The 25,729-nt window shown below is 49.4% G+C and carries 23 protein-coding genes; 16 read left to right on the top strand and 7 right to left on the bottom strand.

Going from position 1 to position 25,729, the window contains the following annotated elements:
- The first annotated feature begins 145 nt into the window (after positions 1–145).
- Both H6G50_RS17410 and H6G50_RS17415 read left to right on the top strand, forming a co-directional pair.
- Positions 146–1,249, top strand: a complete 1,104-nt coding sequence (locus tag H6G50_RS17410) for a glycosyltransferase family 1 protein (protein ID WP_190718958.1) — start codon at positions 146–148, stop codon at positions 1,247–1,249.
- Between the two features lie 585 nt (positions 1,250–1,834).
- Positions 1,835–2,500 carry a polysaccharide deacetylase family protein gene (locus H6G50_RS17415; RefSeq protein ID WP_190718961.1) on the top strand — a complete coding sequence of 222 codons (666 nt, stop codon included), beginning with the start codon at positions 1,835–1,837 and terminating at the stop codon, positions 2,498–2,500.
- A gap of 37 nt (positions 2,501–2,537) precedes the next feature.
- Here H6G50_RS17415 and H6G50_RS17420 read toward each other — a convergent pair whose 3' ends face one another.
- Positions 2,538–4,379 carry an ABC transporter ATP-binding protein gene (locus H6G50_RS17420; protein ID WP_190719086.1) on the bottom strand — a complete coding sequence of 614 codons (1,842 nt, stop codon included), beginning with the start codon at positions 4,377–4,379 and terminating at the stop codon, positions 2,538–2,540.
- 94 nt (positions 4,380–4,473) lie between these two features.
- Positions 4,474–5,319, bottom strand: a complete 846-nt coding sequence (locus H6G50_RS17425) for a COP23 domain-containing protein (protein WP_190718964.1) — start codon at positions 5,317–5,319, stop codon at positions 4,474–4,476.
- A gap of 351 nt (positions 5,320–5,670) precedes the next feature.
- Between H6G50_RS17425 and H6G50_RS17430 the strand changes: the two genes are divergently transcribed.
- A complete protein-coding gene (locus tag H6G50_RS17430; protein ID WP_190718966.1) occupies positions 5,671–6,510 on the top strand; it encodes a class I SAM-dependent methyltransferase in 840 nt (279 codons plus the stop codon).
- 22 nt (positions 6,511–6,532) lie between these two features.
- Here the strand turns inward: H6G50_RS17430 and H6G50_RS17435 are convergent, their stop codons facing one another.
- Positions 6,533–8,656: a cation:proton antiporter gene (locus H6G50_RS17435; RefSeq protein ID WP_190718969.1), complete on the bottom strand. Its 2,124-nt coding sequence runs from the start codon at positions 8,654–8,656 to the stop codon at positions 6,533–6,535.
- A 190-nt stretch (positions 8,657–8,846) separates the two neighbouring features.
- Between H6G50_RS17435 and dusB the strand changes: the two genes are divergently transcribed.
- From dusB to H6G50_RS17450, 3 genes are all read left to right on the top strand, one after another.
- Entirely contained in the window at positions 8,847–9,854 is a 1,008-nt protein-coding gene (dusB, locus tag H6G50_RS17440; protein ID WP_190718972.1) for a tRNA dihydrouridine synthase DusB, read from the top strand.
- A gap of 210 nt (positions 9,855–10,064) precedes the next feature.
- Positions 10,065–11,243, top strand: coding sequence for a hypothetical protein (locus tag H6G50_RS17445; protein ID WP_206756575.1), 1,179 nt, complete (start codon positions 10,065–10,067; stop codon positions 11,241–11,243).
- Between the two features lie 56 nt (positions 11,244–11,299).
- Entirely contained in the window at positions 11,300–12,289 is a 990-nt protein-coding gene (locus tag H6G50_RS17450; RefSeq protein WP_190718978.1) for a pentapeptide repeat-containing protein, read from the top strand.
- A 100-nt stretch (positions 12,290–12,389) separates the two neighbouring features.
- Here the strand turns inward: H6G50_RS17450 and H6G50_RS17455 are convergent, their stop codons facing one another.
- Positions 12,390–12,977: an Npun_F5749 family FMN-dependent PPOX-type flavoprotein gene (locus H6G50_RS17455; RefSeq protein ID WP_190718981.1), complete on the bottom strand. Its 588-nt coding sequence runs from the start codon at positions 12,975–12,977 to the stop codon at positions 12,390–12,392.
- 6 nt (positions 12,978–12,983) lie between these two features.
- Positions 12,984–14,351, bottom strand: coding sequence for a hypothetical protein (locus tag H6G50_RS17460; RefSeq protein ID WP_190718984.1), 1,368 nt, complete (start codon positions 14,349–14,351; stop codon positions 12,984–12,986).
- Positions 14,352–14,567: 216 nt separating this feature from the next.
- Here H6G50_RS17460 and H6G50_RS17465 point away from each other — a divergent pair, with 216 nt between their 5' ends.
- The 7 genes from H6G50_RS17465 to H6G50_RS17495 all read left to right on the top strand — a co-directional run bounded on the left by H6G50_RS17465 (position 14,568) and on the right by H6G50_RS17495 (position 20,242).
- On the top strand, positions 14,568–15,281 hold the full coding sequence (locus H6G50_RS17465; RefSeq protein ID WP_190718986.1) for a GDSL-type esterase/lipase family protein: 714 nt from the start codon (positions 14,568–14,570) through the stop codon (positions 15,279–15,281).
- Positions 15,282–15,395: 114 nt separating this feature from the next.
- Complete coding sequence (psaX, locus tag H6G50_RS17470; protein WP_190718989.1) at positions 15,396–15,515, top strand: photosystem I protein PsaX; 120 nt, start codon at positions 15,396–15,398, stop codon at positions 15,513–15,515.
- A 247-nt stretch (positions 15,516–15,762) separates the two neighbouring features.
- Entirely contained in the window at positions 15,763–16,338 is a 576-nt protein-coding gene (locus H6G50_RS17475; protein ID WP_190718992.1) for a hypothetical protein, read from the top strand.
- Positions 16,339–16,348: 10 nt separating this feature from the next.
- Positions 16,349–17,323: an acetyl-CoA carboxylase carboxyl transferase subunit alpha gene (accA, locus tag H6G50_RS17480; protein WP_190718995.1), complete on the top strand. Its 975-nt coding sequence runs from the start codon at positions 16,349–16,351 to the stop codon at positions 17,321–17,323.
- A gap of 412 nt (positions 17,324–17,735) precedes the next feature.
- Positions 17,736–18,461 carry an SDR family oxidoreductase gene (locus H6G50_RS17485; protein ID WP_190718998.1) on the top strand — a complete coding sequence of 242 codons (726 nt, stop codon included), beginning with the start codon at positions 17,736–17,738 and terminating at the stop codon, positions 18,459–18,461.
- Between the two features lie 59 nt (positions 18,462–18,520).
- Positions 18,521–19,201 carry a GTP cyclohydrolase I FolE gene (folE, locus tag H6G50_RS17490; protein ID WP_190719001.1) on the top strand — a complete coding sequence of 227 codons (681 nt, stop codon included), beginning with the start codon at positions 18,521–18,523 and terminating at the stop codon, positions 19,199–19,201.
- A gap of 147 nt (positions 19,202–19,348) precedes the next feature.
- A complete protein-coding gene (locus H6G50_RS17495) occupies positions 19,349–20,242 on the top strand; it encodes a phosphodiester glycosidase family protein (protein ID WP_190719004.1) in 894 nt (297 codons plus the stop codon).
- 7 nt (positions 20,243–20,249) lie between these two features.
- On the opposite strand, the gene H6G50_RS17500 is transcribed toward H6G50_RS17495, so the two are convergent.
- Positions 20,250–20,996: a Uma2 family endonuclease gene (locus H6G50_RS17500; protein WP_190719006.1), complete on the bottom strand. Its 747-nt coding sequence runs from the start codon at positions 20,994–20,996 to the stop codon at positions 20,250–20,252.
- 222 nt (positions 20,997–21,218) lie between these two features.
- Here H6G50_RS17500 and H6G50_RS17505 point away from each other — a divergent pair, with 222 nt between their 5' ends.
- Entirely contained in the window at positions 21,219–22,565 is a 1,347-nt protein-coding gene (locus tag H6G50_RS17505; RefSeq protein ID WP_190719009.1) for an N-acetylmuramoyl-L-alanine amidase, read from the top strand.
- Here H6G50_RS17505 and H6G50_RS17510 read toward each other — a convergent pair.
- A complete protein-coding gene (locus tag H6G50_RS17510) occupies positions 22,562–23,212 on the bottom strand; it encodes an AAA family ATPase (protein ID WP_347239955.1) in 651 nt (216 codons plus the stop codon). The two genes, H6G50_RS17505 and H6G50_RS17510, sit on opposite strands and share 4 nt — an antisense overlap.
- Positions 23,213–23,665: 453 nt before the next feature.
- Between H6G50_RS17510 and H6G50_RS17515 the strand changes: the two genes are divergently transcribed.
- Together H6G50_RS17515 and H6G50_RS17520 are read left to right on the top strand one after the other, a co-directional pair.
- Positions 23,666–24,823: a sterol desaturase family protein gene (locus H6G50_RS17515; RefSeq protein ID WP_190719011.1), complete on the top strand. Its 1,158-nt coding sequence runs from the start codon at positions 23,666–23,668 to the stop codon at positions 24,821–24,823.
- 57 nt (positions 24,824–24,880) lie between these two features.
- The gene (locus H6G50_RS17520; protein WP_190719014.1) at positions 24,881–25,477 is read left to right on the top strand and encodes a hypothetical protein; all 597 of its coding nucleotides are present in this window, start codon (positions 24,881–24,883) and stop codon (positions 25,475–25,477) included.
- Positions 25,478–25,729 lie beyond the last annotated feature (252 nt).

Raw genomic sequence — 25,729 nt, forward strand, 5'->3', positions numbered from 1 at the left:
CCCGCGTCAACATAATTCGTAATTGATAATTCGCGGTCATTGAGACTTCGGCAAGCTCAGTCGAACGCTTGTCGAGATGTAGTTCGTAATTATGGGGTCGCGATCTCCCTCGGAACTCAGGCTTGAAATATCTCCGCAGCTAACCATGCAAACTTTAACTCAAATTGTCCCGATTCTTCCCCCTGCTGTTGATGGTTTGGGGGATTACGCGCTGAACCTCGCCCGACAGTTACATCGAGATTGGGCGATCGCAACGCAGTTCATTGTTGCTAACCCAACTTGGGCGGGACGCTCGGAAATTGAAGGGTTTTCAGCGGTTTGTCTCAGGGAACGCAGCGATCGCGCCCTACAACAAATCCTGCCGAAGGAGGGTTCGATTTTACTGCACTATTCTGGCTACGGCTACGCGCAACGCGGTTGTCCGAGGTGGTTGGCTACTGGGTTGGAGGAGTGGAAACGAGGATGCACTTCTGAGGGGAAGCGCGCTTTATCCGTTATGTTCCACGAAGTCTATCCCTATCGCCGCACGCCCCCCTGGACGAGTTCGTTTTGGCTGTCTGGGTTGCAAAAACAGGTTGCAGCGCGTTTGTTAAAATGCAGCGATCGCGCCTTCACCAATCGGGAAAATTATGCCCGACTCTTGCGCCAACTCGCCGCCGGAGAGCGAGAGATTCCCGTTTTACCCGTCCCCTCCAATATCGGGGAACCCGCTGTACTTATCCCTTGGGAACGACGAGAACGCAGCGCTGTTGTCTTCGGACATCGCAACACGCGATCGCGCCTTTACCAAAACTACCTGCCCCAAGTCCTGGAAACCTGCCGCACCTTCAACCTCGATACCCTTTACGATATCGGCGTTCCGACTGAAGCGCTTCCCCCTTCAAGCGGCGAACTCAAAATCTTGGCAATGGGCGTACTCAGCGCCCCCGAAGCAAGCGCCCTCCTCGGAAACGCGACGATCGGCTTTTTGAGCGCCCCTCCCCCGGAATACTTCGGAAAATCTACGGTTTTTGCAGCTTACAGCGCCCACGGACTCCTTTCTGTCTTGCCGCACTCTCACCCCGTCGCTGTCGAAGGGTTAGTTGCCGGTCAACATTACTGGGCGTTTGACGGAACAATGGCGCAGATAACAGCAGAAACCGGACGCGCGATCGCGCAAACAGCGTACACTTGGTATCAAACCCATCCTTTGTCCGCGCAAGCCCAATTTTTCGCTCGTTCTCTCCTGCTAGACGAACTCGGGGAATAATTGACCGAAAATAATGGGATACAGAGCTACGCCCACTTCGGCAGGCTCAGTGCATCGCTTCTAGGGCGGCTTTTGATGGTAGGATAAAGGCATCCGCCACACAGTCAGAGACTCGCGCCAAGAGCGGAGGAACCTGTCTCGCAATGGGCGTAATTTCCTGGGAAAGTTTTGGCTCCAAGGGAGCAGAAAGAATTTTCTCATACAGCGGTGGGGCGCATCGCCGTGAATTTTGGTGAGGGTAAAGTCATTAGACTCCCTACGATCCAAGAATCCTCGCATCTTTAGGGCGAGGAGCCGTCAAAAGGAATAGTTGACAGCGGACAATTGGGCATATCGCGTTCGAGGGGGGGCGGATTCGGTTCGCTCATTTGGTGTTTTTCTGCGATAAAAAAAGTGCAACTATCGATCTATCTGACTAAGAAATATAAAAGTAAAATTGTTTTTTTGGTGCTATTTTTAACTATTTTTTTGAGCATTGTCGGGTTCAAAAAAAATACGATAGCCGAGGCAACAGTATTAGCGCCCGAAAATCAATTTTTGTCTCCCGTTATTCTGAATTCTCTCGAAAGAACGATAGAAATCAGGATGCAGGAAACCCAACAAGATAATTTAAATAAATATCAAGGTAAAGTTATTGAAAAGGTTACGCCGAAAACTTCCGACAAAATCATTGCTTTAACGTTTGACGACGGGCCAGACGGCAAAACAACGCTTCAAGTCCTCGATATTTTAGGGCGGTATCAAGTTAAAGCGACTTTCTTTCTGATTGGCGAAAATGTCAAAAAATATCCTTATGTTACTCGTCGCATTGTCGAACTCGGTCACGCGATCGGCAACCATACTTTAACTCATGCTTATAAGGTTATGAGTCCGGAAAGTGCAGCGCAAGAAATTGAAAAGACCGCAGATGAGATAGCGCAATTTACCCGAAACCGACCGCTTTTATTTCGTCCTCCCTTGGGAAATATGAATAATGGTTTGGTCGAGTATGCCAGAAACCACAACTATTTAACGGTTTTATGGTCGATTAACTCCGAAGATTCTGTGGGCTATCCGGGAGTAAATACTATCGCTGCTAATGTTATAAACCGCGCTCATTCTGGCGGGATTGTTCTCCTCCACGATGCTCCTTGGTATCGTTGGAAAACGATCGCTACTTTACCCACCATTATCGAGCGTTTAAAAGCTCAAGGATATCGCTTTGTCACCGTACCGGAATTATTAACCCTAGCGAAAGGAACCCCGAATTAATATCGATTAGAGCGTTAGAAGAGGGCTGAAACAATAATTAACCCCTCGCAATTGCATTTCCGGCAGGAATTGAAGCGATTAACTGACGGGTGTATTCTTGCTGCGGTTCGCGATAAATGCGATCGGGATCGCCCATTTCTTCGATTTTCCCCTTATTCATGACAATTAAGCGATCGCTCATAAACTTAACGACGCTCAAATCGTGGGAAATAAAGATATAAGTTAAACCGAATTCCGATTGCAACTCCTTCAACAAATTCAACACCTGCGCTTGCACCGAAACATCTAAAGCAGAAACCGATTCATCGCAGATGATAAACTTAGGGTTGAGTGCGAGGGCGCGAGCGATACAAACGCGCTGCCGCTGTCCGCCGGAAAATTCGTGGGGGTAGCGATTCGTCCATGTAGGATTAAGTCCGACGCGCTCTAAAAGGTATGCTACGCGATCGCGCCGTTCTTTGCCACTTTTCCCCACCTGATGCACCTCCAACGGTTCCATCACCGTTTTCCCGATACTCATGCGCGGATCTAAAGAATTATAGGGATTCTGGAAGACAATTTGCATCTCGCGCCGCAACCGACGCAAGCGTTTCCCGCTTAAATGGGTAATCTCTTCGCCTTCAAACTCAATGCGCCCTTGCAACGCGGGCGTTAAGCGTAACAGCGTGCGCGCGAGTGTCGATTTTCCGCACCCAGACTCGCCCACCAATCCTAACGTTTCGCCGGGATACACCTCAAAGGAAACGTTATTCACTGCCATAAAATAGCGCTGCATCTGTCCGAATACGCCGCGCATGGGGAATCCGACGCGCAAGTTTTCGACGCGCAGGAGTGGGGGACTGTCGGGGGAACGGACGGGCAATTTAACGGTGTTAATCGGGAGGGTTTCGCGCGGCGCTTTTTCGCGAATCGTCCATTCGCCGTTTGCATCCGTTTCGACTTCCATAAAATCTGATACGGTGGGAAGAACGGTTTCGGTGCGATCGAGGCGAGGACGACAAGCGAGCAAACCTTTGGTGTAGGGATGTTGGGGATTGAGGAAAATCTCTTGCAGGGAACCTTGTTCGACGATTTTACCTCGGTACATGACGGCGACGCGATCGGCAATTTCTGCGATTACGCCCAAGTCGTGGGTGATGAAGATGGCGGAAAGATTGCGGGCGGCGCAAAGTTCGCGCAATAAATCTAAAATAGTGGCTTGAACGGTGACATCGAGGGCGGTGGTGGGTTCGTCAGCGATGAGGAGGGTGGGGTTACAAGAAATCGCCATTGCAATGGTGACTCGTTGCAGTTGTCCGCCGGAGAGTTGGTGGGGATAGCGCTTGAGGATGGCGGTTTTTTGGTCGTTGATGTAGCGTTGGATGTCGCGATCTCTAGAGCCACTCTGACCGTATTCTGTCAGATAATTAGCGCGTAATTGCTCGTCGCTGGGTAGTAGCTTCACTTCTTGCAAAGACGCGATCGCGCGCCGTTTTGCTTCGGAATCCGACACCGCTTGATGCAGGCGAATCGCTTCAGTTAACTGAAAACCGATATCGAACACCGGATTTAGCGCACTCATCGGTTCCTGGAAAATCATCGCGATTTCGCCGCCGCGAAACTGCCTGCGCCGTTCTTCGCTTAGCACCACCAGGTTAACCCGTTCGCCCCCTTCCGCCGCCCGAAACTCGATTTCACCGCGAGGAATTTTAGCCGTCGGGGGCAGTAAGCCCATAATCGCGAGGGAAGTGACCGATTTACCCGAACCCGATTCGCCCACAATTCCGAGGGTTTCTCCGCGTTGGAGTTGAAAGCTAATCCCGTCTACGGCAACAATGGTTCTCTCGTCGGTTTCAAACTGAACTTGAAGGTTGCGAACGTCTAAAACGGGATCGGTCATCATTAGGTTATGGGAGTTCACGCTCAGTCCATTTTAAAGGCAGGGACGTTCAATTGAACGTCCCTGCTGTTGGCTATCTAAACTCAGGAGACACTTAACGGAAACGATCCGGATTCAATCGCGCGCCCGAAGGTTGCGAAAAACCGCCCATTCCCAAGCGTTCGCCCGTACCGCCATCGGAGGGGGCGAGGAACGGACGCAACGGAATCGCACTGTTACTGCTGCGTCCTAACTGCCCTAATTGTCCCAGTTGCCCTAATTGTCCCAACTGCCCTAACTGCCCTAACTGCCCGATATTGCCCAAAATCGAGCTATTACCGCCCAAAACCTGACCGAGTTGCCCTAAAATAGCGCTTCCTGCCTCGCCTGCGGTATAAGTCGTTACGCCCTGAGTGGTTTGTCCGCTATCGGCAACGGTAAGATTTTGGAAAACGCGATCGCGCGTTGCAATCGGATCCTGTCCCGGCGGTACGGTGAAGACAATCCGACAACTCGGATTAGCCTCCGTCGTCGCACACACCACGTTATAGTTGTTCTCCATCCCCGTTTGTAACTCCACCAACCCATCGGGACGGTACGACTCCAACCGCTTGCTAATCGTCTCGCAGCGCGCTTGCGGAGTCCAACCCCCGCCCATCTCCGTCGGAGTCGCCCAAGGATAACCCTGTCCCGCTTGATTGTCGGGGTTGTACATTACCGTATACTGCCCGTTAACGAATTCGCAAGTGAAGCGCGGATCGGAATTCGTTGCGCCGTTGTTCCCATTATCAATGACAACATCCGGTCTTTTCTGGTTAGTTTGAGCGATCTCAAAGGACGACTGGGGCAACGTTTGCGCTAAACTAACTCCATTGCCGAGTCCGAAAATAACGCCGAACGTTAAACCAATTCCCGTTTTCGTCAAAGTCTTAAAATTGGGGGTGAAGTGGTGCGAATTCATAGTGAAAGTTCCTCTACGTTCCTAGCAATAAATCAATCGCGCGGACTGCGAAATAAAACAGAAAGGCTTTAAAAGGTTGCAGACGCAAATTCGCTCGTTGAGGTTCCCACACTTCCGCCGCAACAATGCTACAGCGCTACGCAATTCAGTTAGGATATCGGGTAAGGTGGGCAGCGCCCACCAGACAGGACTTTGGTGCGTTTAGAAACCTACCTTCACGTTTCAAGCTTGTCAATGTAGTAGGGTGGGCAGCGCCCACCAGTCAGGACTTTGGTGCGTTTAGAAACCTACCTTCACGTTTCAAGTAGCGCTATAAATTACTCGAGCAGTTTAGCTAGCCAGATTGACAAAATGAATAATCCCGAACAAAACCCAACTTGGTACGAGCAATTTATGGCGACTTGTTCGCCCCAACAGCGCGAGAATTTATACGGCACGGTGGCGCAACTTTACGATCGCGTTCGACCGCGCTATCCTGAAAATCTCATTCAGCGTGCCACCTCCCAACTTCCCCCCAACGCCACAATCCTCGAAATTGGTTGCGGCCCTGGCACTGCTACAGTAGAATTTGCCGAGCTTGGCTATATGATAACCGCTCTCGAACCCAGTCCCGAAGCCAGTCAACTCGCCCGTTACAACTGCCGCACTTATCCCAACGTCGAAATTCTCACCACAACTTTAGAAGCTTGGGAACTGCAACCCCAATCTTACGATACGATCGTTGCCGCTACCTCCTTTCATTGGGTTTCGCCGGAAGTTGGCTACCCCAAAATTGCTGCCGCACTCAAACCGCACGGTTCTCTCATTCTGCTTTGGAATTCGGAAGTTCAACCCCGCGACGAAATTTACCAGCAATTGCGTTCGGTTTATCTCGCCCGAAACCCCGATTTAGCTCGGTTTCACGACGAACACCGACAAGAACGCGATCGAGATTTAGCAAAATTCGGCCAAGCAGTTTTAGACTCGGGTTATTTCGACAACTTAAGTTCAGAACAGCAGCAATGCCGTAGAACTTATACGATTGAAGACTATCTGGCGCTGTTGCAAACTTATTCACCTTATATTCGCTTGGAGGCTCGAGAACGAGAACTTTTACTCGCCGATTTGAGAACCGCATTAGAATCGGCAGGCTTAAAAAGCCTACCGACTTCTTTTCTTTCCGTACTCCAGCTTTCGGAATTAAAACATTAATCGTTCTATCGTTAAAGTTTATTCACGAATGGGGTTCCCCAAAAATAACCATCGAACCGTTCAACTTTTTAATCACTTCGGTGGTGACATCGCTAACAGCTAATCCCGCAACAGTCCGACGGCGGCGCGAATGCAAAACAACTAAATCAAAATCCTGAACTTCTGTTAGGATGCTTTGCGCCACATTATCGCCAGCAATGCTTTTCACCTCCATGTGAACTTCTGAATCAACAGAAGCAAAGGCTTGCTTGAGTTTCGCTTCAAACGACTCCAACGGCTCGCGGGACTTACTGTTATTGCGAACGCGCAAGAGCGTTACCGTCGCTTGATTGGTTCGCGCAAACAGTTGAGCGAAGCGCAGCACTCGTATCGAACTGGAGCTTAAATTTTGAATGGGTACTAAGACGCGACGAATATTTTTGGGTTCCTCAAGCAAGCGCACCACGGCAACCGGACAATGAGAAGCCCAAAAGACGCGATCGATTATCGTTCCAAATAAGCGCGATCGCAACCGCGTGCGACTCCATCCCATTACCACTAAACTTGCATTACACTCTCGCGCCGCGCGACTGATTCCATTGGTCACATCATCATCAATGCGCATCATCGGTTTCACGGAAACCCCAAATTCTTCCGCAATTTCTTGCGAACTCTTCAGTCTTTGTTGACTCTCCACAAGCGCATCATTTAGCTGCGGTTCGTCCATATGAACGTGCGCTCGCACCACAGACAGTGGAATCAATTCGCCTGCTTCCTGACGAACGAGCATAGCTCCCATTTCAATCAAATCTCGTTGCGTTTTAGGGTTATAAATTGGGACGACAACGTGAGAGGCAAGGGACGCTAATTTACTCCTCTGGATTGTGGTTGCTGTCGCCTCTGCTTCACCTTCGGGGAGTAAATTCATTTCCCCCCAATCGCTCGCAGATTCAGGGACTGACAGTTTTTTAGCAAATCGTGCAGTAATCACAGGGCCGAGAATTGATGTCACCAACATCATCACGATGACAGTATTAAAAACGCCCTTAGAAATCAGCGTTTCTCCTTCCTTATTCGTCGCTTGATAAGCGACTAAGGCGGCGGCTAAAGTTGCGGCAACCTGGGGCATAGAAAGCGACCACATCGTTATGGCTTCGTCCCAGCTATAGCGATAAATAAACTTAGGAACTAAAGCGGCGATAAACTTACTTCCAATTAATCCTAAAACAATGGCGAAAGTTAACCCTAAGCCTGTCGTCGAAGTAATCGTGCTGATAAAAGTAGGGATGTCTAATAACAAGCCCATTCCAATAAAGAAGAAAGGAATAAATAGAGCGCTACCGACAAACTCAACTTTCTCTTTAACCGGGCCATTCCCGACTACTCCATTAATCGCTAGTCCTGCTAAAAATGCACCAACAATCTTTTCGATTTGAATCATCTGTGCGCCTACTGAGGCAATAAACACAGCCGCCAAAACAAACAAAAATTGATTGCTTTCTTCATCTCCCGTGCGGCGAAAATATTCCCGACCTGCCCATTCAATTCCAAATAAAACGATCGCGGCATACACAGCTAAAGAAATTAGCTGAATAGCAAGGCTCGCCGGTGTAAAGTTACCGCGATGAATAGAGACGCAAATCGCTAAAACTAAAAGGGCGGAAATGTCGGTAAAAATGGTTGCACCAATCGTTGCCGTAACCGCTTCGTTGCGGACGACTCCCAAGCGATTTACAATCGGATATCCGAGTAGCGTATGGGAGGCGAGTAAGGAGCCGATGAGTACCGCAGTATTCCAACTGAAGCCAAATACTCGACCGACAATAATACCGGCTATCATTGGTACAATAAAAGTTGCCACTCCAAAAGTGAGCGATCTATCTCTTTTTTTGCGAAAGTCATCGAGGTCTATTTCCAAACCCGCAACAAACATGAGATAAATTTTACCGGCATCGGAGAGCAGTTCGATCGTGTCATCTTCATGTTCTAGCAATGCTAGGATATTGGGGCCTAAAATTACGCCAGCCACGAGCAACCCAACCAAGCCGGGTAGCTTGATTTTTTCAAAAATGGGCGGAACAAACAGCGAAACGAGAATTAGAATGGTGAAGGAAACAAGAGGAGTATCGGGAATGATAGCTCCCAGTTGTTGTTGAAATTGTTCCATGAGGTAGATGGCAAAATGACGAGGTGTTGCAATTTTGATTGAAGAGGTAAAAAGATCGAAGAATGCGAGCTTTTAGCTTTAAGACTTGAATCTTTTAAAGATTTTTTTCTATGATGAATGAGAGCCTGACCTATTGTAATCTCAAAACGCAGTAAAATTTAAAATTAAGTTCTATTAACTTTCTATTTTTGTGGTTCATTCTTCCCTTCCTTCTCACCTTGCTACGCCCCTAAAAATTGGCTCTATCACCCTCAATAGCCGCGTTTTTCAGGCTCCGCTTTCCGGGGTGACCGATCTGGTATTTCGGCGCTTGGTACGGCGTTACGCGCCCGATTCGATGATGTACGCCGAGATGGTGAGTGCGAGCGAACTGCACCATTTAAAAAAGTTGCCCCAAGTGATGGAACTAGATCCGAAGGAAAGTCCGGTTAGCATTCAATTGTTCGACTGTCGCCCGGATTTTATGGGGGAGGCGGCTTGCCGTGCGATCGCGCAAGGCTCTGCCACTATAGATATTAATATGGGCTGTCCGGTCAACAAAATTACGCGACGGGGCGGCGGTTCCTCGTTGCTGCGACAACCGGAAGTCGCGGTTGCAATTGTCCGCGAAGTCGCTAAAGCGGTAGAGGTTCCCGTGACGGTGAAAACGCGCATCGGTTGGAGCGATGACGAAATTACCATCCTCGATTTCGCCCGCCGAATGGAGGATGCAGGCGCGCAGATGATAACCATTCACGGACGCACCCGCGCTCAAGGGTACAATGGCATTGCGCGCTGGGATTGGATTGCTCGCGTTAAGGAATTGCTCTCGATTCCGGTTATTGCCAACGGCGATATCTTTTCGGTGGAAGCGGCGGCGCGCTGCTTGGCGGAAACGAAAGCGGATGGGGTGATGTGTTCGCGGGGAACGCTGGGTTATCCGTTTTTAGTGGGGGAAATCGATTATTTTTTGAGAACCGGGAAACAACGCCCAGAACCGACAGTGCGCGATCGCCTCGAATGCGCGAAAGAACACTTACAGGGCTTATGGGACTATAAAGGAGAACGGGGAGTGCTGCAAGCGCGCAAACACATGGCTTGGTATGCCAAAGGGTTCCCCGGAGCGGCAGAATTGCGCGAACAACTTTCGGTTCTCGATAGCGTAGAAGCAGGAATAGCCTTACTCGATCGCGCTGGTTCCCCAACCCAAGATTGGTGACTTGCTCCAAGACTGGATGTTATCACAGGCAATGTAAACTTTTCTGCGACTGCCGATATCCCATCGGCTCCAAACCGAGCTTTATTTTAGACTGCACCGGATTCCCCAGCCCGCAGTTTAATAAAACCGGAGAAGTACCTAACCCCCCATACCGAATTCAAAATGAAACCGGCTATAATTCGAGTGGCTTGCGAAAGGGAGATCGGACTGGTGAGATCGTTACTCAACGAAGTTGTCAGAGATTTAGAACAGCACAAAAACGTATTGCGCATCCGAAAGATGCTCTTTTGCGCGACTCGGAACCAGTGGGAAAACAATCGCGAGATTTTGCTGGCGATCTCCCTGCGCGATCTCGTTCAAGAAGTCATCGATCTCAACTCAACCGTCGATCAACTGAGTATTTCGCTTTATGAAATCGTTAAAAGTCTCAACCGACAAACCGAATATTTATTAGTTGCAAATACGATTATTAGTTTCGTCGGCAAACTCTACGATGAAACTGAAGAAGCAACGCAAATTGTTGCCTTTAAGCCGCAGCAGTACGACGCGATCGATCGCTCCTCCAACTCCGTTCAAAGCATCGCCCGCAGCCTCGACACCGATTTGGAATCGTTGCGAATCCGTAAGCTCCTTTATTGCCTTTGCAATAACCGCTGGAGTAATGAAGCAGAAACCGTTCTGAAAGTTACGATCGGCGAATTAGTCGAACGCACGTACCAACTCTATCCCACTCTCAGCCAACTCGCTCTTTCCCTACAAGGAATTGTCGATAGTCTCAATCGCAAAACAGAATACTCCTCCGTTGCCAATATTATCGTCCATAACTTCGAGCAATTGTACGATGCAACCGGCGGCGATACCCTGCATACCGCTCAAACTACCGGAGTTCAAGAACAAACGCAGCCCCAAGCCGCATCGGCTCGAGCCGATGTGAAAGAGGTGTTAGCGCCCACCGTTCCCTTAGAAGTCCCGATCGCATCGCCCCCAATCTCCGGTACAATTCTACCAACCAATCCCCTAGAAGCTTGGGACGCATCCGTTCCCTTTCCCCAAGACCTCAGCGAGCTTAACGCTCAACTGGCCAAAGCAGGGAATACCTACGATCCCTTCGCAGTCCGTTTGGAAGTGATCAAATACAGCAATCCTCTGCGGGCGAAAATATTGACCTTTTCCTTACTCGAACATAAATTTGACTACAAAGGGAAAGATTGGTCTAGCCTGCGGACGATCGAACTGGACGAGTTGCTTTTGAGTGCTTATCAAAAGTATAAAACCCTGCCAGAATTAGAAACTCAACTCTATGAGATTGCTCAAACACTAGACGACCCAAATGAAAGTTTCCAAGCAGCGAGCGCGATCGCGAAAGCGCTAAAACCCTTTTATCGCTAAGTTCAATTCGCACTGACTGCCTCGAGTTAACGAACTAATAAATTATCAAAATCGTTATGGATGCTGGCGAACTCAGACAACGCTATGAAGGGGGAGAAACTCAGTTCCGGGGGGAAAATTTAAGTGGGACGAATCTCACGGGTGCAGATTTAATTGGCATCGATCTCGAACGCGCCGATCTCAGTAACGCACTTTTGGTATTCGCCTATCTCAGTCGCGCTCGCCTGAGAAAAGCCACTTTAACCGGAGCTAAACTAAGCGGTGCAAATCTCAATCAAGCCCTATTGAGCAGTGCAAACCTTCATAACGCCGATTTGCACGGTGCAACGTTGCAAGGAGCCGATTTGCGCGCGGCGGATTTAACCCTAGCTAATCTCCAAGATGCAAACCTAATCGATGCCGATTTGCGCGGTACGAACCTAAGCGGCGCAACTCTGATTGGGGCTTGCTTGCGCGGTGCAAATTTGCGCGAAGAACGACGGATTTATTACAGCAGTTTGACGGGGGCAGTTTTATGTCGTGTCGATCTTGAAGGGGCGGATCTCAAGGGGGCAGAATTGCCAAAAGTGAATCTCAGCGGTGCAAACCTACGGGAAGTTCAGCTTCGAGAGGCAAATCTCAAGAAGGCGGATTTGCGTTGGTGCGATTTGCGGGGCGCTTTTCTCTCCGATGCTAATTTGGAAGGGGCAGATCTGCGAGGCGCAAATTTAACGAATGCAAAGTTGGAGCGCGCGAATTTGGCGGATACGGATTTGACGGAAGCCACGTTACAAGGTGCGGTGATGCCGGATGTGCATTTGAATAATGCCAAGCTGTCGGAAGTTAATCTCCGGTTGGCACGGCTTAATCGCGCCGATTTGAGTCGTGCGGATTTGAGTAAAGCGAATTTGCGGGATGCAGAGATGGTGGAAGCTTACTGCGCTCGCACGAATTTCACCGCAGCCAATTTGAGTGGGGCGAATTTAATCCGAGCCGAGTTGAGTAGTGCGAATTTAACGTGGGTTGAATGGCAGGGGGCGACAATGCCGGATGGAACGGTTGTTTAATTGATAATTGATAATGGATAATTGATAACGGGACTTTGACAAAAATCTACCTTAAAAAGGGCGGCAAGGATGTTAAAGTCCCGATAATTATTTTGAGTTTTTATGGGTTGACTTCTAAGGTTGTCCAACTCGAATCGGGGTTGCGTTGGTACAACCAACGATTGTGAGGGTTTCCGGATAGCTGGAGGTAGTCGGCGCGATCGCAATCGAGTAGAAGCAAGCAAAAGTTATCTAAGGGTTGCTCTGCGTTTGGGGCAGACGAGTCAAAGGCGAGCGGATTTTTATTTCTAGGTTCGGCAGGTGAGGGCCAAGTAAATTGTACTCGCGCTGCATCGGAAAGCGATCGCCAAATATTCTGCCGTTCTTGTTGAAACCGAGCATCCGCGCCGTCAGAATCGATAAGCGTTAATACCCCGGAAAGCCGAAATTGTTCGCGGGTTTGAGGGAAATACCAGCAAATTTCGCCTCGGGAGCGAGTTTGAATTTGAGCGATCTTCTCGCTGCGAAGATCGGTTGCGATCGCGATCGCGTTACTGTTTTCTAAGAAACCTCGAAAAACGACGGTACGATTCTTGGGTTCTCCCGAGGGGGAAACGGTTGCGAGTTGGAAGTAACGAGAATTAGGGAGACTGCGGTTGAGATGAAGGGTTTCAGTCAACCGCGATCGCCACGGCGCTAACGGTTGCATTGTACCTTACCGCGAGTAAGTGCGCTGACTCCACCGATTGAGTTGAAGTTCTCCTAAGTGCGCCAAACTCTGCAAGCTCGATACTTGTTCTTGCAACTTCTCAATTGAGTTTGCTTGTTGCTCGGACTGTTGTGCGAGGTGGCGATAACTTTCAATTTCGCCTCGGGCTGTATCAAGCTGCTGCTGTAACGCTTCGAGATCGCGATCGCGTTTTTGACGCTGCACCTCCATTGCTTGATGATTTTGGCGATCGAGATCGCTGAGTTGTTTTTGTAGTTTCGCAACTTCTTCTTCTCGTTCTTTTTGCTCTTTCTCCAGAACTTTCACCCGCTCGCTTCGATCGCGATCGTGAGTTTTTTGCTCTTCTAATTGTTTCTGAAGTTGAGCGACTGCTTCCTCTTGTTCTTGCTTCTCACCTTCTAACGCTTTGACGCGAGCGCTGTTGCTTTCCGCATTCGCTTTTTGTTCGTCTAATTGTTTCTGAAGTTGAGCGACTGCTTCCTCTTGTTCTTGCTTCTCACCTTCTAACGCTTTGACGCGAGCGCTGTTGCTTTCCGCATTCGCTTTTTGTTCGTCTAATTGTTTCTGAAGTTGAGCGACTGCCTTCTCTTGCTCTTGCTTCTCACCTTCTAACGCTTTGACGCGAGCGCTGTTGCTTTCCGCATTCGCTTTTTGTTCGTCTAATTGCTTCTGAAGTTGAGCGACTGCCTTCTCTTGTTCTTTCTTCTCACCTTCTAATGCTTTGACGCGAGCGCTCTGATTTTCGGCACTCGCCTTTTGCTCTTCTAATTTTTTATGAAGCTTGGCAACTTCTTTATCCCGTTCCTTTTGCTCTTTCTCCAAAGCTTTAACCCGTTCGCTTTGACTGCGATCGCGCTCTTTTTCTGCCTCTAATTGTTTCTGAAGCTGGGCAACAGCTTGCTCTTGTTCCCTAGCTTGCTGCTCTAGTGTTTCGACTCGTTCGCTATGGCTTTTTGCCAATAACTCGCGCTCTTGAAGTTGGTCTTGTAACGCAACAATTCTTTCTTCGTCTTCTTTCGATTTAGATTGCAGCGCTTGTAACGTTTCTTCCTGTGCTTGCAATCGAGCAGTTAACTCTGCCATCTGTTTATCTTTTGCTGCATCTGACGAGCTATCTTTTTCCGGCTGCTCTGTTAAAGTAGAAGATGCAGTATCGACTGACGAAGGTTCCGTCGCTGTCTTTTCTAATACGATATCCTCATGCTCCGAGGAGGGAGAATTGGGAGATAGATCGAGACTCGCTTTCTCTAGTTTCGGCGAATCTGCATCGCTTTCCACCGGCGCGAGGGATCGTTTGGGACTCGGTTTAGAGTTTTGAGATTTGCTTGTAGCAACTCGTTTCTTTTTCGCCATTTGCCTGTTCCTCGCCCAAGTTTACGCAAAACCATATTATAAGCCGGTTGTAGCCTACTTTGCCGATAGTGATAGAATTTAGTAATCTTTCTTAGTTATTTGTCTTAAACGACAGTAAATTGTCCTGTTCTGCAATCGCGCTTGAGAAATTTTGGCAAATCGTATAGAAATATGTACAATATTTGACAAAAGTAACGACCAAGATGCGGTTATAGGATGCAGACCCTAGACTTTTCCTCTTCCCAAGCGCAATTGTCCCAACCCGGAGCCGATAGAGCTTTGCGAGTAATTGCTCTAGGTGATAGTCTCGTTTATGGATACGGAGATCCCGATCGCGGGGGTTGGGTCGAGCAGTTGCGGCGGCAGTGGATGTTAGGAAACTCCAACGGTCATGTCCTTTATAATTTAGGGATTCGAGGCGATCGCGCGCAACAAGTCACGCAACGCCTAGAAGTTGAATTCCGCCATCGCGGAGAATTACGCAACCGTCTCCCCGATTTAATTCTGCTTTCCGTCGGCGTTAATGACTCTCCTCGCTTAGGAAGACCGGATGGGCGAAACTATACCGACTTTGAAGATTTTCAGCAGCAACTATCTACCTTACTCGATCTGGCGATCGAACTCTGCCCAGTCCTGTTTGTCGGGATGGTTCCCGTTGAGGAAAGCCGGATGCCCTTTCTAGACTGTTTGTACTATAACAACACCGACCAACATCGTTATAAAGAAGTCCAACGCCAAGCCTGTCAAAAACGAAACATCCCCTACCTTGACATATTCGATCGCTGGATGGCGCGGGGCGAGAGTTGGCGGCGACAGCGACTCAGTGCCGATGGCTTGCATCCCAACTCCCTCGGCTATCAAGCGCTGTTTGAGGACGTGCGGAATTGGGAAGCGCTTTCAGGCTATTGCAGCCCCCCAGTGACCTTTTAAGGTGCGTTAATCGAGCGTTGGGTTCTGCGATCGCGGTTCGGGCTGCTTGCGATTGGCCTCCGAGATCGTAAAATAAATCAATACACTATCCTCATCGTAAGGAGTCGAAATCAAATGGCGAATCAAAGTGGCGCTCGCTCGGCAAACAAAGGCGACGTAGTTAACGGACTCATTATCTTCTTAGCGATTAACTTTTTAGTCGCTGCGATGTATTTCAAAGTTCTCAACCCTTAAAATAAAATCGTCAAAACAGTCTTGATGCTGGGATGTTGAGGAGATTTAAAAAAAAATGAATTAGCATCCAGTCGAGTCATTAAAATCCTAGCGCTGGCCATGTCTCCCTCCGAGAGCGTGAGCCGGTGCGTCTTTAATTCTAAAGACAAAAAAAGTCAATTTGAGGTTGCGATCGCACTTAGAGTTCCGAGCGGTAGGTAACGAGTTCGGCATTAAATCCCGGAAAACTGTGAGGGGGAAGCAATTTATGCCCAAACACAAAAAGCACAACCTCCACTGGATAAAAAAAACGCTAGAACTCAACGAAAACCACAACTGGAAATCCCAGCCCGGAACTAAAATTTTTGTCGCCGGACGAGGGGCTGTCCGCTTCGACGTTCCCGGAAATTGGTACTTCGAGCCGAAAGACGAATCCTTTTGTTGGCGCGACAGAAAACCGCCCGACGATGACTGTTGCTTAGAAGTCTCTTACAAAATTCTCCCGCCCGCCGATTGGTCGGAATTTCCCTTGCTTCCCCTCCTCAAAAAGATTGTCAAAGACGACTCGCGCCAACCCATCGAACGGGGAGAAATCATCCAACTCAAGCGTCAAACCGCGCGCGTGGTTTGGACGCAAATCAAGTTTATCGATCCTGTCGAACATCGCGAAGCCTACTCTCGCATTGGCATTGGACTCGGTTCGAGCGTGCAATGCTCGATTACCTTCGACTACTGGGTTGACGATACCGAACGCCTCGTCCCTGTATGGGATACCGTCCTGAACTCTCTCGTTCTCGGTTTGTACATTCGCGATCCGCGCGCGGGATTCGCCTTACCCGATTAATATACCGTTTATGCCTACTCAAGAGCGCAAACCTTTCCTGCTGGACTTTGAAAAACCGTTATGCGAACTCGAAGCGCGCATCGCCCAAATTCGCGAACTTGCCAGCGAAAATAATGTTGATGTCTCAGCGCAAATTCGAGAACTCGAAGCCAAAGCCGAACAATTGCGCGGTGAAATTTTTAGCAGCCTGACCCCTTCGCAACGCCTGCAACTCGCGCGCCACCCCCGCCGTCCTTCCACCCTCGACTACATTCAAGCCATGACGGATGATTGGTTTGAGATGCACGGCGATCGCATCGGTTGGGACGATCCGGCGATTGTTGGCGGTTTAGCCCGCCTCAACGACATCCCCATCGTCATTCTCGGCCACCAAAAAGGACGCGACACTAAAGATAACGTCGCCCGTAACTTCGGGATGGCAGCCCCCGGCGGCTATCGCAAAGCCATTCGGCTGATGGAACACGCCAATCGTTTTGGACTGCCGATTATCACCCTCATCGATACGCCCGCAGCTTGGGCGGGAGTCGATGCCGAACGCTTCGGTCAAGGGGAAGCGATCGCCTACAATCTCCGGCAAATGTTTAGCTTCGATGTCCCCATCCTCTGCGCCGTCATCGGCGAAGGCGGTTCCGGCGGCGCGCTCGGAATTGGCGTGAGTGAAAGCCTGCTGATGTTTGAACACGCCGTCTATAGCGTCGCCCCTCCCGAGGCTTGCGCGGCGATCCTCTGGCGAGATGCTGCTAAAGCGCCCCAAGCAGCAACCGCCCTGAAAATTACCTCCTGGGATCTCAGAGATTTAGGCATTCTCGACCAAATCTTACCCGAACCTTCGAGCGGCGCTCACGCGGATCCCCTCGGGGCGGCAGCAATCTTAAAAGAAGCCCTCACCACTAATTTAGAGCGGTTATTACAGATGACTCCAGCCCAGCGTCGAGAACTGCGCTATCAAAAGTTCCGCCATATCGGTCGGTTTGCGATTCATTAGATTGGGGCGGTGGGAGTGAAGGCTGGCATCGCGTTCTCTCTAGAACAGCTTGCAGATAATCGCTCCCTATTTGCCGATTAGAGATTCCAGATGACCGTTCCGATTCTGAGAGTGATATACTAAAAAAGTAATATTTGTTTACATAGTTCTCGACTCGGCGAGAATACGCGCTTTCCCATTTGACTAATTTTTACAATATGGGAAATTTAAGCTCAGCGTTTTGTCGTTCAATTTTTGAGTGCCATTGAAACAGAGGTTTCAAGCCTCTCCTCAAAAAGGTATGAAAAGAAAGAAGACTCCGCGATCGAGGAATCGATTTGAGGCGGTAGTTTCTGGTGAGTGACGGGCGGCTAGTCGATTTGGAGAGAACTTCCGAACTGCACCCCGATAACAGATATACAGATAACCGATCATGACTTCTAGCCAACAAAAACGCGCGATTGTCACGGGTGCGAGTAGCGGAATCGGGCAAGCGACTGCCCTCGCCTTCGCCCGTTCCGGCATTCATGTCGCCTTAGTCGGACGCTCCCGGGAGCGCCTCGAAGCAGTCGCCCGAGAGGCTGCCGCTAAAGGAGTTGAAGCTAAAGCTTACTGCTTGGACTTAGCTCGCGTCGAAGCAGTCAAAGAAGGAATCGAAGCGATCGCGGCGGACTTCGGGGAGATTGACATTTTAGTCAATAACGCCGGAATGGGGTACACTGGCTCGCTCCTCGAAACGCCCCTCGCGGACTGGCAGCGAACGATCGACCTCAATCTTACCAGCGTCTTTGAGTGCATCCGAGCGATCGTACCCGGAATGCGCGATCGCCAAAGCGGCTTAATTATCAACGTTGCCTCGATCGCTGCCAAAAACTCTTTTCCCGATTGGGGAGTCTACTGTACTAGCAAAGCCGCTGTCGTTGCCTTATCCAAGGTTCTCGCCCTCGAAGAACGCGCCAACGGCATTCGCACGGTTGTTATTTATCCCGGGGCAGTTAACACGCCCATTTGGGATACTAACACCGTCAATGCGGACTTCGATCGCGCCGCCATGCTAACCCCCGAAACCGTTGCCGAATCGATTCTTTACGCCGCCCTCCTGCCTGACAATACCGTCATTGAAGAACTGACATTGATGCCTAGTGCGGGTTCTCAGTAGCAAGCCCGGGTATCGAGATCGAGTTGTACACCTTCACAAATGTTATCTTCTTAATCATCATGACCACAATTTCTGCCAATAGTTTAAATCTCTCTGACTCAATCCTCTCGAGCTTGCCCGATCGCAACACGCACAACGGCAAAGAACCTCAACTGAAACCCACATCGGAAGAGGCAAAAGAAGAGATGATGGCAGCGGTAAGAACAATCATTGAAGGAGTCGGCGAAGATCCCGAGCGCGAAGGACTGCTAAAAACGCCCAAGCGCGTCGCAGAAGCCATGCAATTTCTCACCCAAGGTTATACCCAATCCTTAGAAGAACTCGTCAACGGCGCAATTTTTGACGAAGGGCATAACGAAATGGTGCTGGTGCGCGATATCAACTTTTTTAGCCTCTGCGAACATCATATGCTCCCCTTCATGGGTCGCGCCCACGTCGCTTACATTCCCAATCAAAAAGTCGTCGGTTTGAGCAAACTCGCTCGCATCGTTGAAATGTACTCCCGCCGCCTACAAGTTCAGGAACGCCTAACGCGGCAAATCGCTGAAGCCATCCAGACGGTTTTAGAACCGCAAGGCGTAGCAGTCGTGATGGAAGCAACCCATATGTGTATGGTGATGCGCGGCGTACAAAAACCGGGTTCTTGGACGGTAACGAGTGCGATGCTTGGTGCCTTTGAAGAACAGAAAACGCGCGAAGAATATTTGAGCTTGATTCGCCATCAGCCCAGTTTCTTCTAAATCGCGCGGCGAGTCAAAAACAGTAAAGAAAAGAGCTTACTTTTTTAAGTTTGGCTCTTTTCTTCATTCAAGTGGATTGAAAGAAACTCGTCCCCTCCGAACCCAAAGCGGGCTAATGATGAAATTTTTGCAATTAAGGCTAAAGGCGTGGCACAACGACGAAAAAAGGTTTTTGTGCTGGGAATAGGCTTGCTGGGTCTGTTTCTCGCCTTCTGGCTCAAATTCATGACCCCTTCCCTACCCCCTTCCCCCATGCCTGCTGCCGAACCCAAAATTGAGTTTCAATCCTACGATTTACCTCACAGTCTAGTGCGCGTTGTCAGCGTTCCCGCTTCGGGGCGTTGGGAAGTGCGGGCGGGAATTGCGCCGGGAGTCGATCGCGTTGAGGACTTTGCAACCCAAGCTGGGGCAGTAGTCGCGATTAATGCCGGATTTTTCGATCCCAACAATCAGAAATCGACTTCTTATGTCTTTCGGGACGGCCAAATGGCGGCTAATCCGGAGGAAAACGATCGCTTGACGGGAAATCCTCAATTGCAGCAATATTTGCCCCAAATTTTCAATCGGACGGAGTGGCGGCGCTATCGGTGCGGCGATACGGTTCGTTATGCGATCGCGCCCCATCGGGAACTGCCGCCCGAGGGTTGCCTATTGCTGGACGCGATCGGCGCGGGACCGCAACTTTTGCCAGAATTGACAGCAGAAGCAGAAGCATTTATTACCCCCAACCGCGATCCGATTGGGGTTAACCAGCGCAATGCCCGCAGCGCGATTGCGATTAAGGCGGATGGGAGTTTGCTGTTCGCGATCGCGTCCCAAAAACCCGATCGAACCGATTCTGGGCTTTCCCTGCCTGAATTGTCCGAATTTTTGCGCAGTTTGGGGGTAGTTTCGGCGTTAAACTTAGACGGCGGTAGTTCTACAGCCTTATACTATCGGGGTCAAACGTTTTACGGCAAACTCGACGAAGCGGGAAATGCCGTAAAGCGTCCGGTTAAATCGGTCATTTTTGGGAAACCCATTAACCCTCCTGGGAATTAGAAATACTTCAATCGAGGGAATCGGGATCGATATTTAATTCTCGCAACTTTGCGGCTAAGCGATCGGCACGCTTTACTGCCTCTTCTGCTCTCTGAGTTGCTTGCCGAGCTTCCTGTAAAATTTGCTCGGAACGTTCCCGTTCTCGCAAAGCAACTTCTTCAACCGTCGGTACGATCTCGCCTTCCGCCGTAAAAAAGCGCAACTTCCCGTCAAGAATCCCTAAGTTTAAACCGAGTTGCTTGCTCCACAAATGACCGCTTGGATTAGCAGTTAGAGGTTGATATTCGCCATCGAGCAAATGAAACCCAGCCAACTCTAGCGTATAGGGATCGAACCACAAATAATCGGGCGTGCGAAAAATGTTTTGATATAAGGTTTTTTTGAGACCGCGATCGACTTTAGCCGTCTTAGCTGAAAGAATTTCAATAATAACATTCGGATACTGACCGTCTTCTTGCCAAACTACCCAACTTTTTCGAGGTTTCCGTTCGGTTCCCAGTACGACAAAAAAATCCGGCCCTCGAACATCTTCAGACTTGCGCTGATTAGGACTATAGTAAATGCTGAGATTTCCGGCAACGTAAAAATCATTCCGGTCTTGCCACAGCCATTCTAAGCATTTAATCAATAAAATAATTTGTTGGAGATGAAGATCGCTTTCCAAGGGAGGTTCGTCACTCTCGATGTCGCCTTTCGGAAAGATAACATCTTCTTGAATCTCTTGGATAGGTGTTAGTTCTTGAGTTACGGTCATCTTCAATTGGGTCGCAGCGCATCGGTCGTGCCTTTATTTTAGCGCTAGAGAATCTTTAGCGATTGCCGGGGAAGTACGCCCTCGGTCGCAGGTAGAAAAATAGAGCGAAGAGCGATCGCGCCTCCTGCAAGCCCGTAAATTATCCTAAAAGTTGCGAAAAACGTCTCGAGTGCTGATAAGTTATTGAGAGCGCGAACTCGGTTGATTAAGGGAAAGAGTAGCATGGGTAGAATTTTTATTTCAGCCGGTCACGGGGGCTACGAAGGCGGCAGACGCGATCCGGGTGCTATTGCTGGCGGGACGACAGAAGCTCAACAAATGATTCTGCTGCGCGACCAAATCGTACCGGAGTTGCGATCGCGCGGTTACGAAGTCTTCTCCGTTCCCGACACCCTCAGCATCCAACAAACCCTCGACTGGATTAACGCCCGCGATCGCGCCGGAGATATCGCGATCGAAATTCACTCCGACGCTTACTCCGACCCCAACACTCGCGGTGCAACCGCCTTTCATATCGCCGGAAACGACCAGCGAAAACGCCACGCTGAAACGCTCTTGCTCAATCTTCTGCGCCGTCTCCCGCAACTTCCCAGTCGCGGCGCAAAACCCGACACCGCAACCGGAGTCGGTCGCCTCAGTTTTTGTCGCGAAGTTGCCGTTCCTTCTCTCCTCCTCGAAGTGGGTTTTATCACCAACCCCGACGATCGTTTTCTGCTAACAAATCGGCGCAAAGATATGGCAGCGGGGATCGCGGACGGTTTAGTGGCTTGGGCGCGAGAAATTGCCGGTTTGGGGCAGCTTGAAACCGCTTATCCCGCGATTAATATCCGCCTCAACAATCAGAATTACAGCGAGCAAGGAATTCTGGTTAATGGGAATGCTTACATTCCTATCGATCTTGTCGATCGCTTGGGTATCGATTTAACAAAAAACCTCAATATTCGTCTCCTGCAATATCGCGGCATCGTTTACGTCAAAGCAGTTGATTTGCGCGATTATAACGTTTCGGTGGGGTGGGATAATGCCACGCGATCGGTCGTTTTGCGCTCCATTGGTTCCGTGATTCCCGGCGTTATCGATCGCATCATCAGTCCCGGGCAAACCTCGGAAGTTCAGCTTCAGATGTTTCTCAAAAATAATAACGAAAACGCCTTCGCAACCTTCCCCGAAATTGCCAAACTCTATCGCGAAGAAGCGACCGCCGAAGGCGTTAACTACGATATTGCCTTCTGTCAAATGTGTTTAGAAACTGCTTATTTACGCTTCGGTAGCACCCTCAAAGCCGAGCAAAATAACTTTGGCAACCTCGGTGCAGTCGGTGGCGGTACGGAAAGCGCGAGTTTCCCTAGCGCCAGAATCGGCGTGAGAGCGCAGATTCAGCACCTCAAAGCCTACGCAAGTTTAGAACCCCTCGTGCAGGAAGTGGTGGATCCCCGCTTCCGATTTGTGACGCGCGGAATTGCGCCCTTAGTCGGGCAGCTTTCTGGGCGCTGGTCGGCGGATTTACAATATGGCGATAAAATTATGGCAATTTTGCGGCGATTATACGAGTCGGCGAATTTGCTTTAGCTAGAAAGTCTTTGCAACCAATTTTGCGTTTGGGCGGGCGATCGCAAATGAATAATTTGCAGGTGTTTGTACTCTGATTTTTGGAACAGTAAGGGATAAGTTCTGCGCCTTTTCCGATAAGTTCGCAATGCCCATAACAAAATTGAATCTCGACTGAAAAAAGACATTCGCCATGTTTCTCGATTGCCATTCCAGAGTTCTTGATTCGTTAAACTGCGATATACGGTTCGCTTAAACAATTGCCGCATAATCGTCGGCAAAGGATAATCTAACCAGATAACCGTATCGGCTTTGCCCCAAACGAGGTCTTGAACTCGGCTATAGTTGCCATCGACAACCCAGCGATTTCCTTGCAGGGAATGGGCGATGCGATCGCGAAAAACTTCATCGGACGCTGCAACCCAATTCGGTTCCCATTGCAAAGCATCTAATTCAACGTGCGGAATTTGCAGGCGATCGGCGATCGCGCGCGCTAAAGTCGTTTTCCCCGATCCCGTCGTCCCGACAATAGAAATACGATTCATGGTTTCTGCTGGAATAAGACCCTTAAGTTGTTGATAGATGGTTAGGAAGTGGCTAGCGAGTCGCGCATCTTTCCACATGATATTACTCTTACGGATAGTTTCGAGCAGGAAGGTATTCGGCACGCGGTTACGGCGAAGTCTGTCTTACACTTCCTTTCATCAGGTGATTGAGGACGTTAGCGATCGCATCGCGCCCTCTCCTTTTCCCCTCACCGCATCCCCGAAATCGAGTTTTTCGTCATCAGAGAAAATTATCGGTCGGCTAATACTGATTGGACGGTCGGGGTGGGAGAGGTTAACATAGAGTGGGTTAACAATTCTCCCCTTTAACTTAGATACAGATATTGAGTTAAAAAAGTCAGGTTACGGCACGTCTTTATGCAGTTTTAGTCAATCTATAGCGGGTCGATCTGGGTGCAGAACAGAATAGTGACTAGCTCGGAAAAACTTGCGGAATAGTTTAACGTTTATTCGAGCTTTTGTAGGGTTTAAATTATTTAATCTTCCCGCCTTGAATAAAGTACGATGCTTTTTCACAATTCATTGAAACTTGCTATTTAGTGGAATTAATTCATTATGCCCCAGGATTATGAATACCAGACTCGCCAAGTTGAACTGGATCGGGAGCGGCAATTCCGTCTCGGCGAAGGTAAAATCAGCGGTTACTGTTCCGTTTTCCTCGGTGCCTTGAGCCTGCTTTCCGTCTTGGCTTACCTCTACCCCGCTTATCTCACCACCGCTGAACTGCGCCAAGTTTACGATGCGGCCTTTCTTCAAGGTCTCCTGAAATACGGTATGTATTTCTCCTTGTTTTTTGGGGTTCTGACATTTGTCCTCAAGAAATATCGTTCGCTCGGTACGATTGGCTTGTTCTTAACTGCGATCGCCTTTGCGATCGGCGGCTACAATGTTCCCTTAACAAGTACAGAAGCTCACCGTCTATCCCTTGGACTCGACTGGCTCATCCTCGCATTTCTGGGTTCCGTTTTCATCTTTATGAGCCTAGAAAAACTATTCCCCAAATACAAAAACCAAGTCATCCTTCGCAAAGGATGGGGCCTAGACCTTGCCTACTTCTGCTTCAATCATCTGGCAATTTCCGCGATCGTCATCTACGCGAACCATAGCGCCAGCCGCTTCCACTGGGCAGTCAGCCCTAACCTCCAAGCCTCAATCCAATCAACCCCAGTCTTTTTCCAATTTCTCCTCGCCATTCTCTGCGCTGACTTCGTTCTCTACTGGGAACACCGTTTGTACCACGAAGTTAAACTCCTCTGGCCCATTCATGCGGTTCACCACTCCGTCGAAGACCTAGATTGGCTTGCCGGATCGCGCGGCCATTTTATCCAAGTCTTTTCAGAACGCGCCACCGTCATGCTGCCGCTCTATTTGCTCGGCATCGGCGAACAAGCATTGGGCCTTTACATTACCGTTGCCGCTCTCCAAGCTGTCTTTATTCACTGCAATCTCGACCTGCCCTTCGGCTTCCTCAAATACATCATCGTCACCCCTCAATTCCACCACTGGCACCACAGTTCCGAACGCCCCGCCATTGATACCAACTACTCCGCCCACACTATCCTGTTCGACTGGGCGTTCAAAACCATGCACCTACCTGGCAAACACTGGCCGGTGAAATATGGTACGACCCAGCCAATGCCTCGAACATACCTGGGACAGACACTCTATCCCATCGCCAGCCAACTCACTAAACAACGCAAAATTAACTCTTAAGCCTATCGAAGAGACTAAGCCGGATACTCTGACGCTCTTGTAAGAAGAATATTGCAGATGAAAAACATTAAGTTTAAGTGGTACGATCCCGGCGAGGAAAACCCCTTTCCAATCCGCATTTTGGATGTGCGTGGTTTCACTGGTCAAGTCGTCGCAGCAACAAACGACATCAAGCTTGCCGAATCATTCAATACCCAGCGACAATCCGACGGCAGCGAATATATTGATGCCCAAATCGAGAACTCAACAACGGTGGAATGTAATCTGTGCTTTCCGCACAACGGCGATCCCCTCGAAGGTATCATTTACAAAGCCAATTCAATGGATATCAAATGGGACATATACATTTACGACTCTGCATTCCTCTTCGTGCGTAGTTGGACGGGTCAATTGGGGTATCGAGCCTTTGCCGAAATTACGGACACAGATATTCGCATCAATAAGGTTGAAACCGCTGCCGATGGTATCGAAACCGCTCCGCAAGATGTCTATTTCATGCTTGGCACACACGCGATGGGCATTATTCTTCCGCATACAATCCCGCGCGATATGTCTGACGATCCGCAACAAATCGCTCTTTGGTCGTTCAGTATGTATGGCAAATTTGGATATTACGCCACATACGAGGACATCACACAAATCGCAATCTCCTGACCCGAAGCCGAACCGTAAACGCGGCAGAATTCTGCAATGCACCAGAGTTGCATAAACCGCGATCTGAGCAAGATTGCGAAAGTTTGACTATGGCGACTCAACAGGAATGTTAAAGAGCGCGCCCTTCCCTTTTCCCCCTCACCTCATCCCCAACAATTGCCAAATTTATCCTCGCAGAGAAAAACTTACATGAGCGATCTCTGACTAGGCGATCTGTGTAGGGGGGAGGTAAGATAAGTTAGAATCGTTGGG

Origin of the sequence: Oscillatoria sp. FACHB-1406 (assembly GCF_014698145.1) — a bacterium.
In the GTDB taxonomy this organism is placed as follows: domain Bacteria; phylum Cyanobacteriota; class Cyanobacteriia; order Cyanobacteriales; family Spirulinaceae; genus FACHB-1406.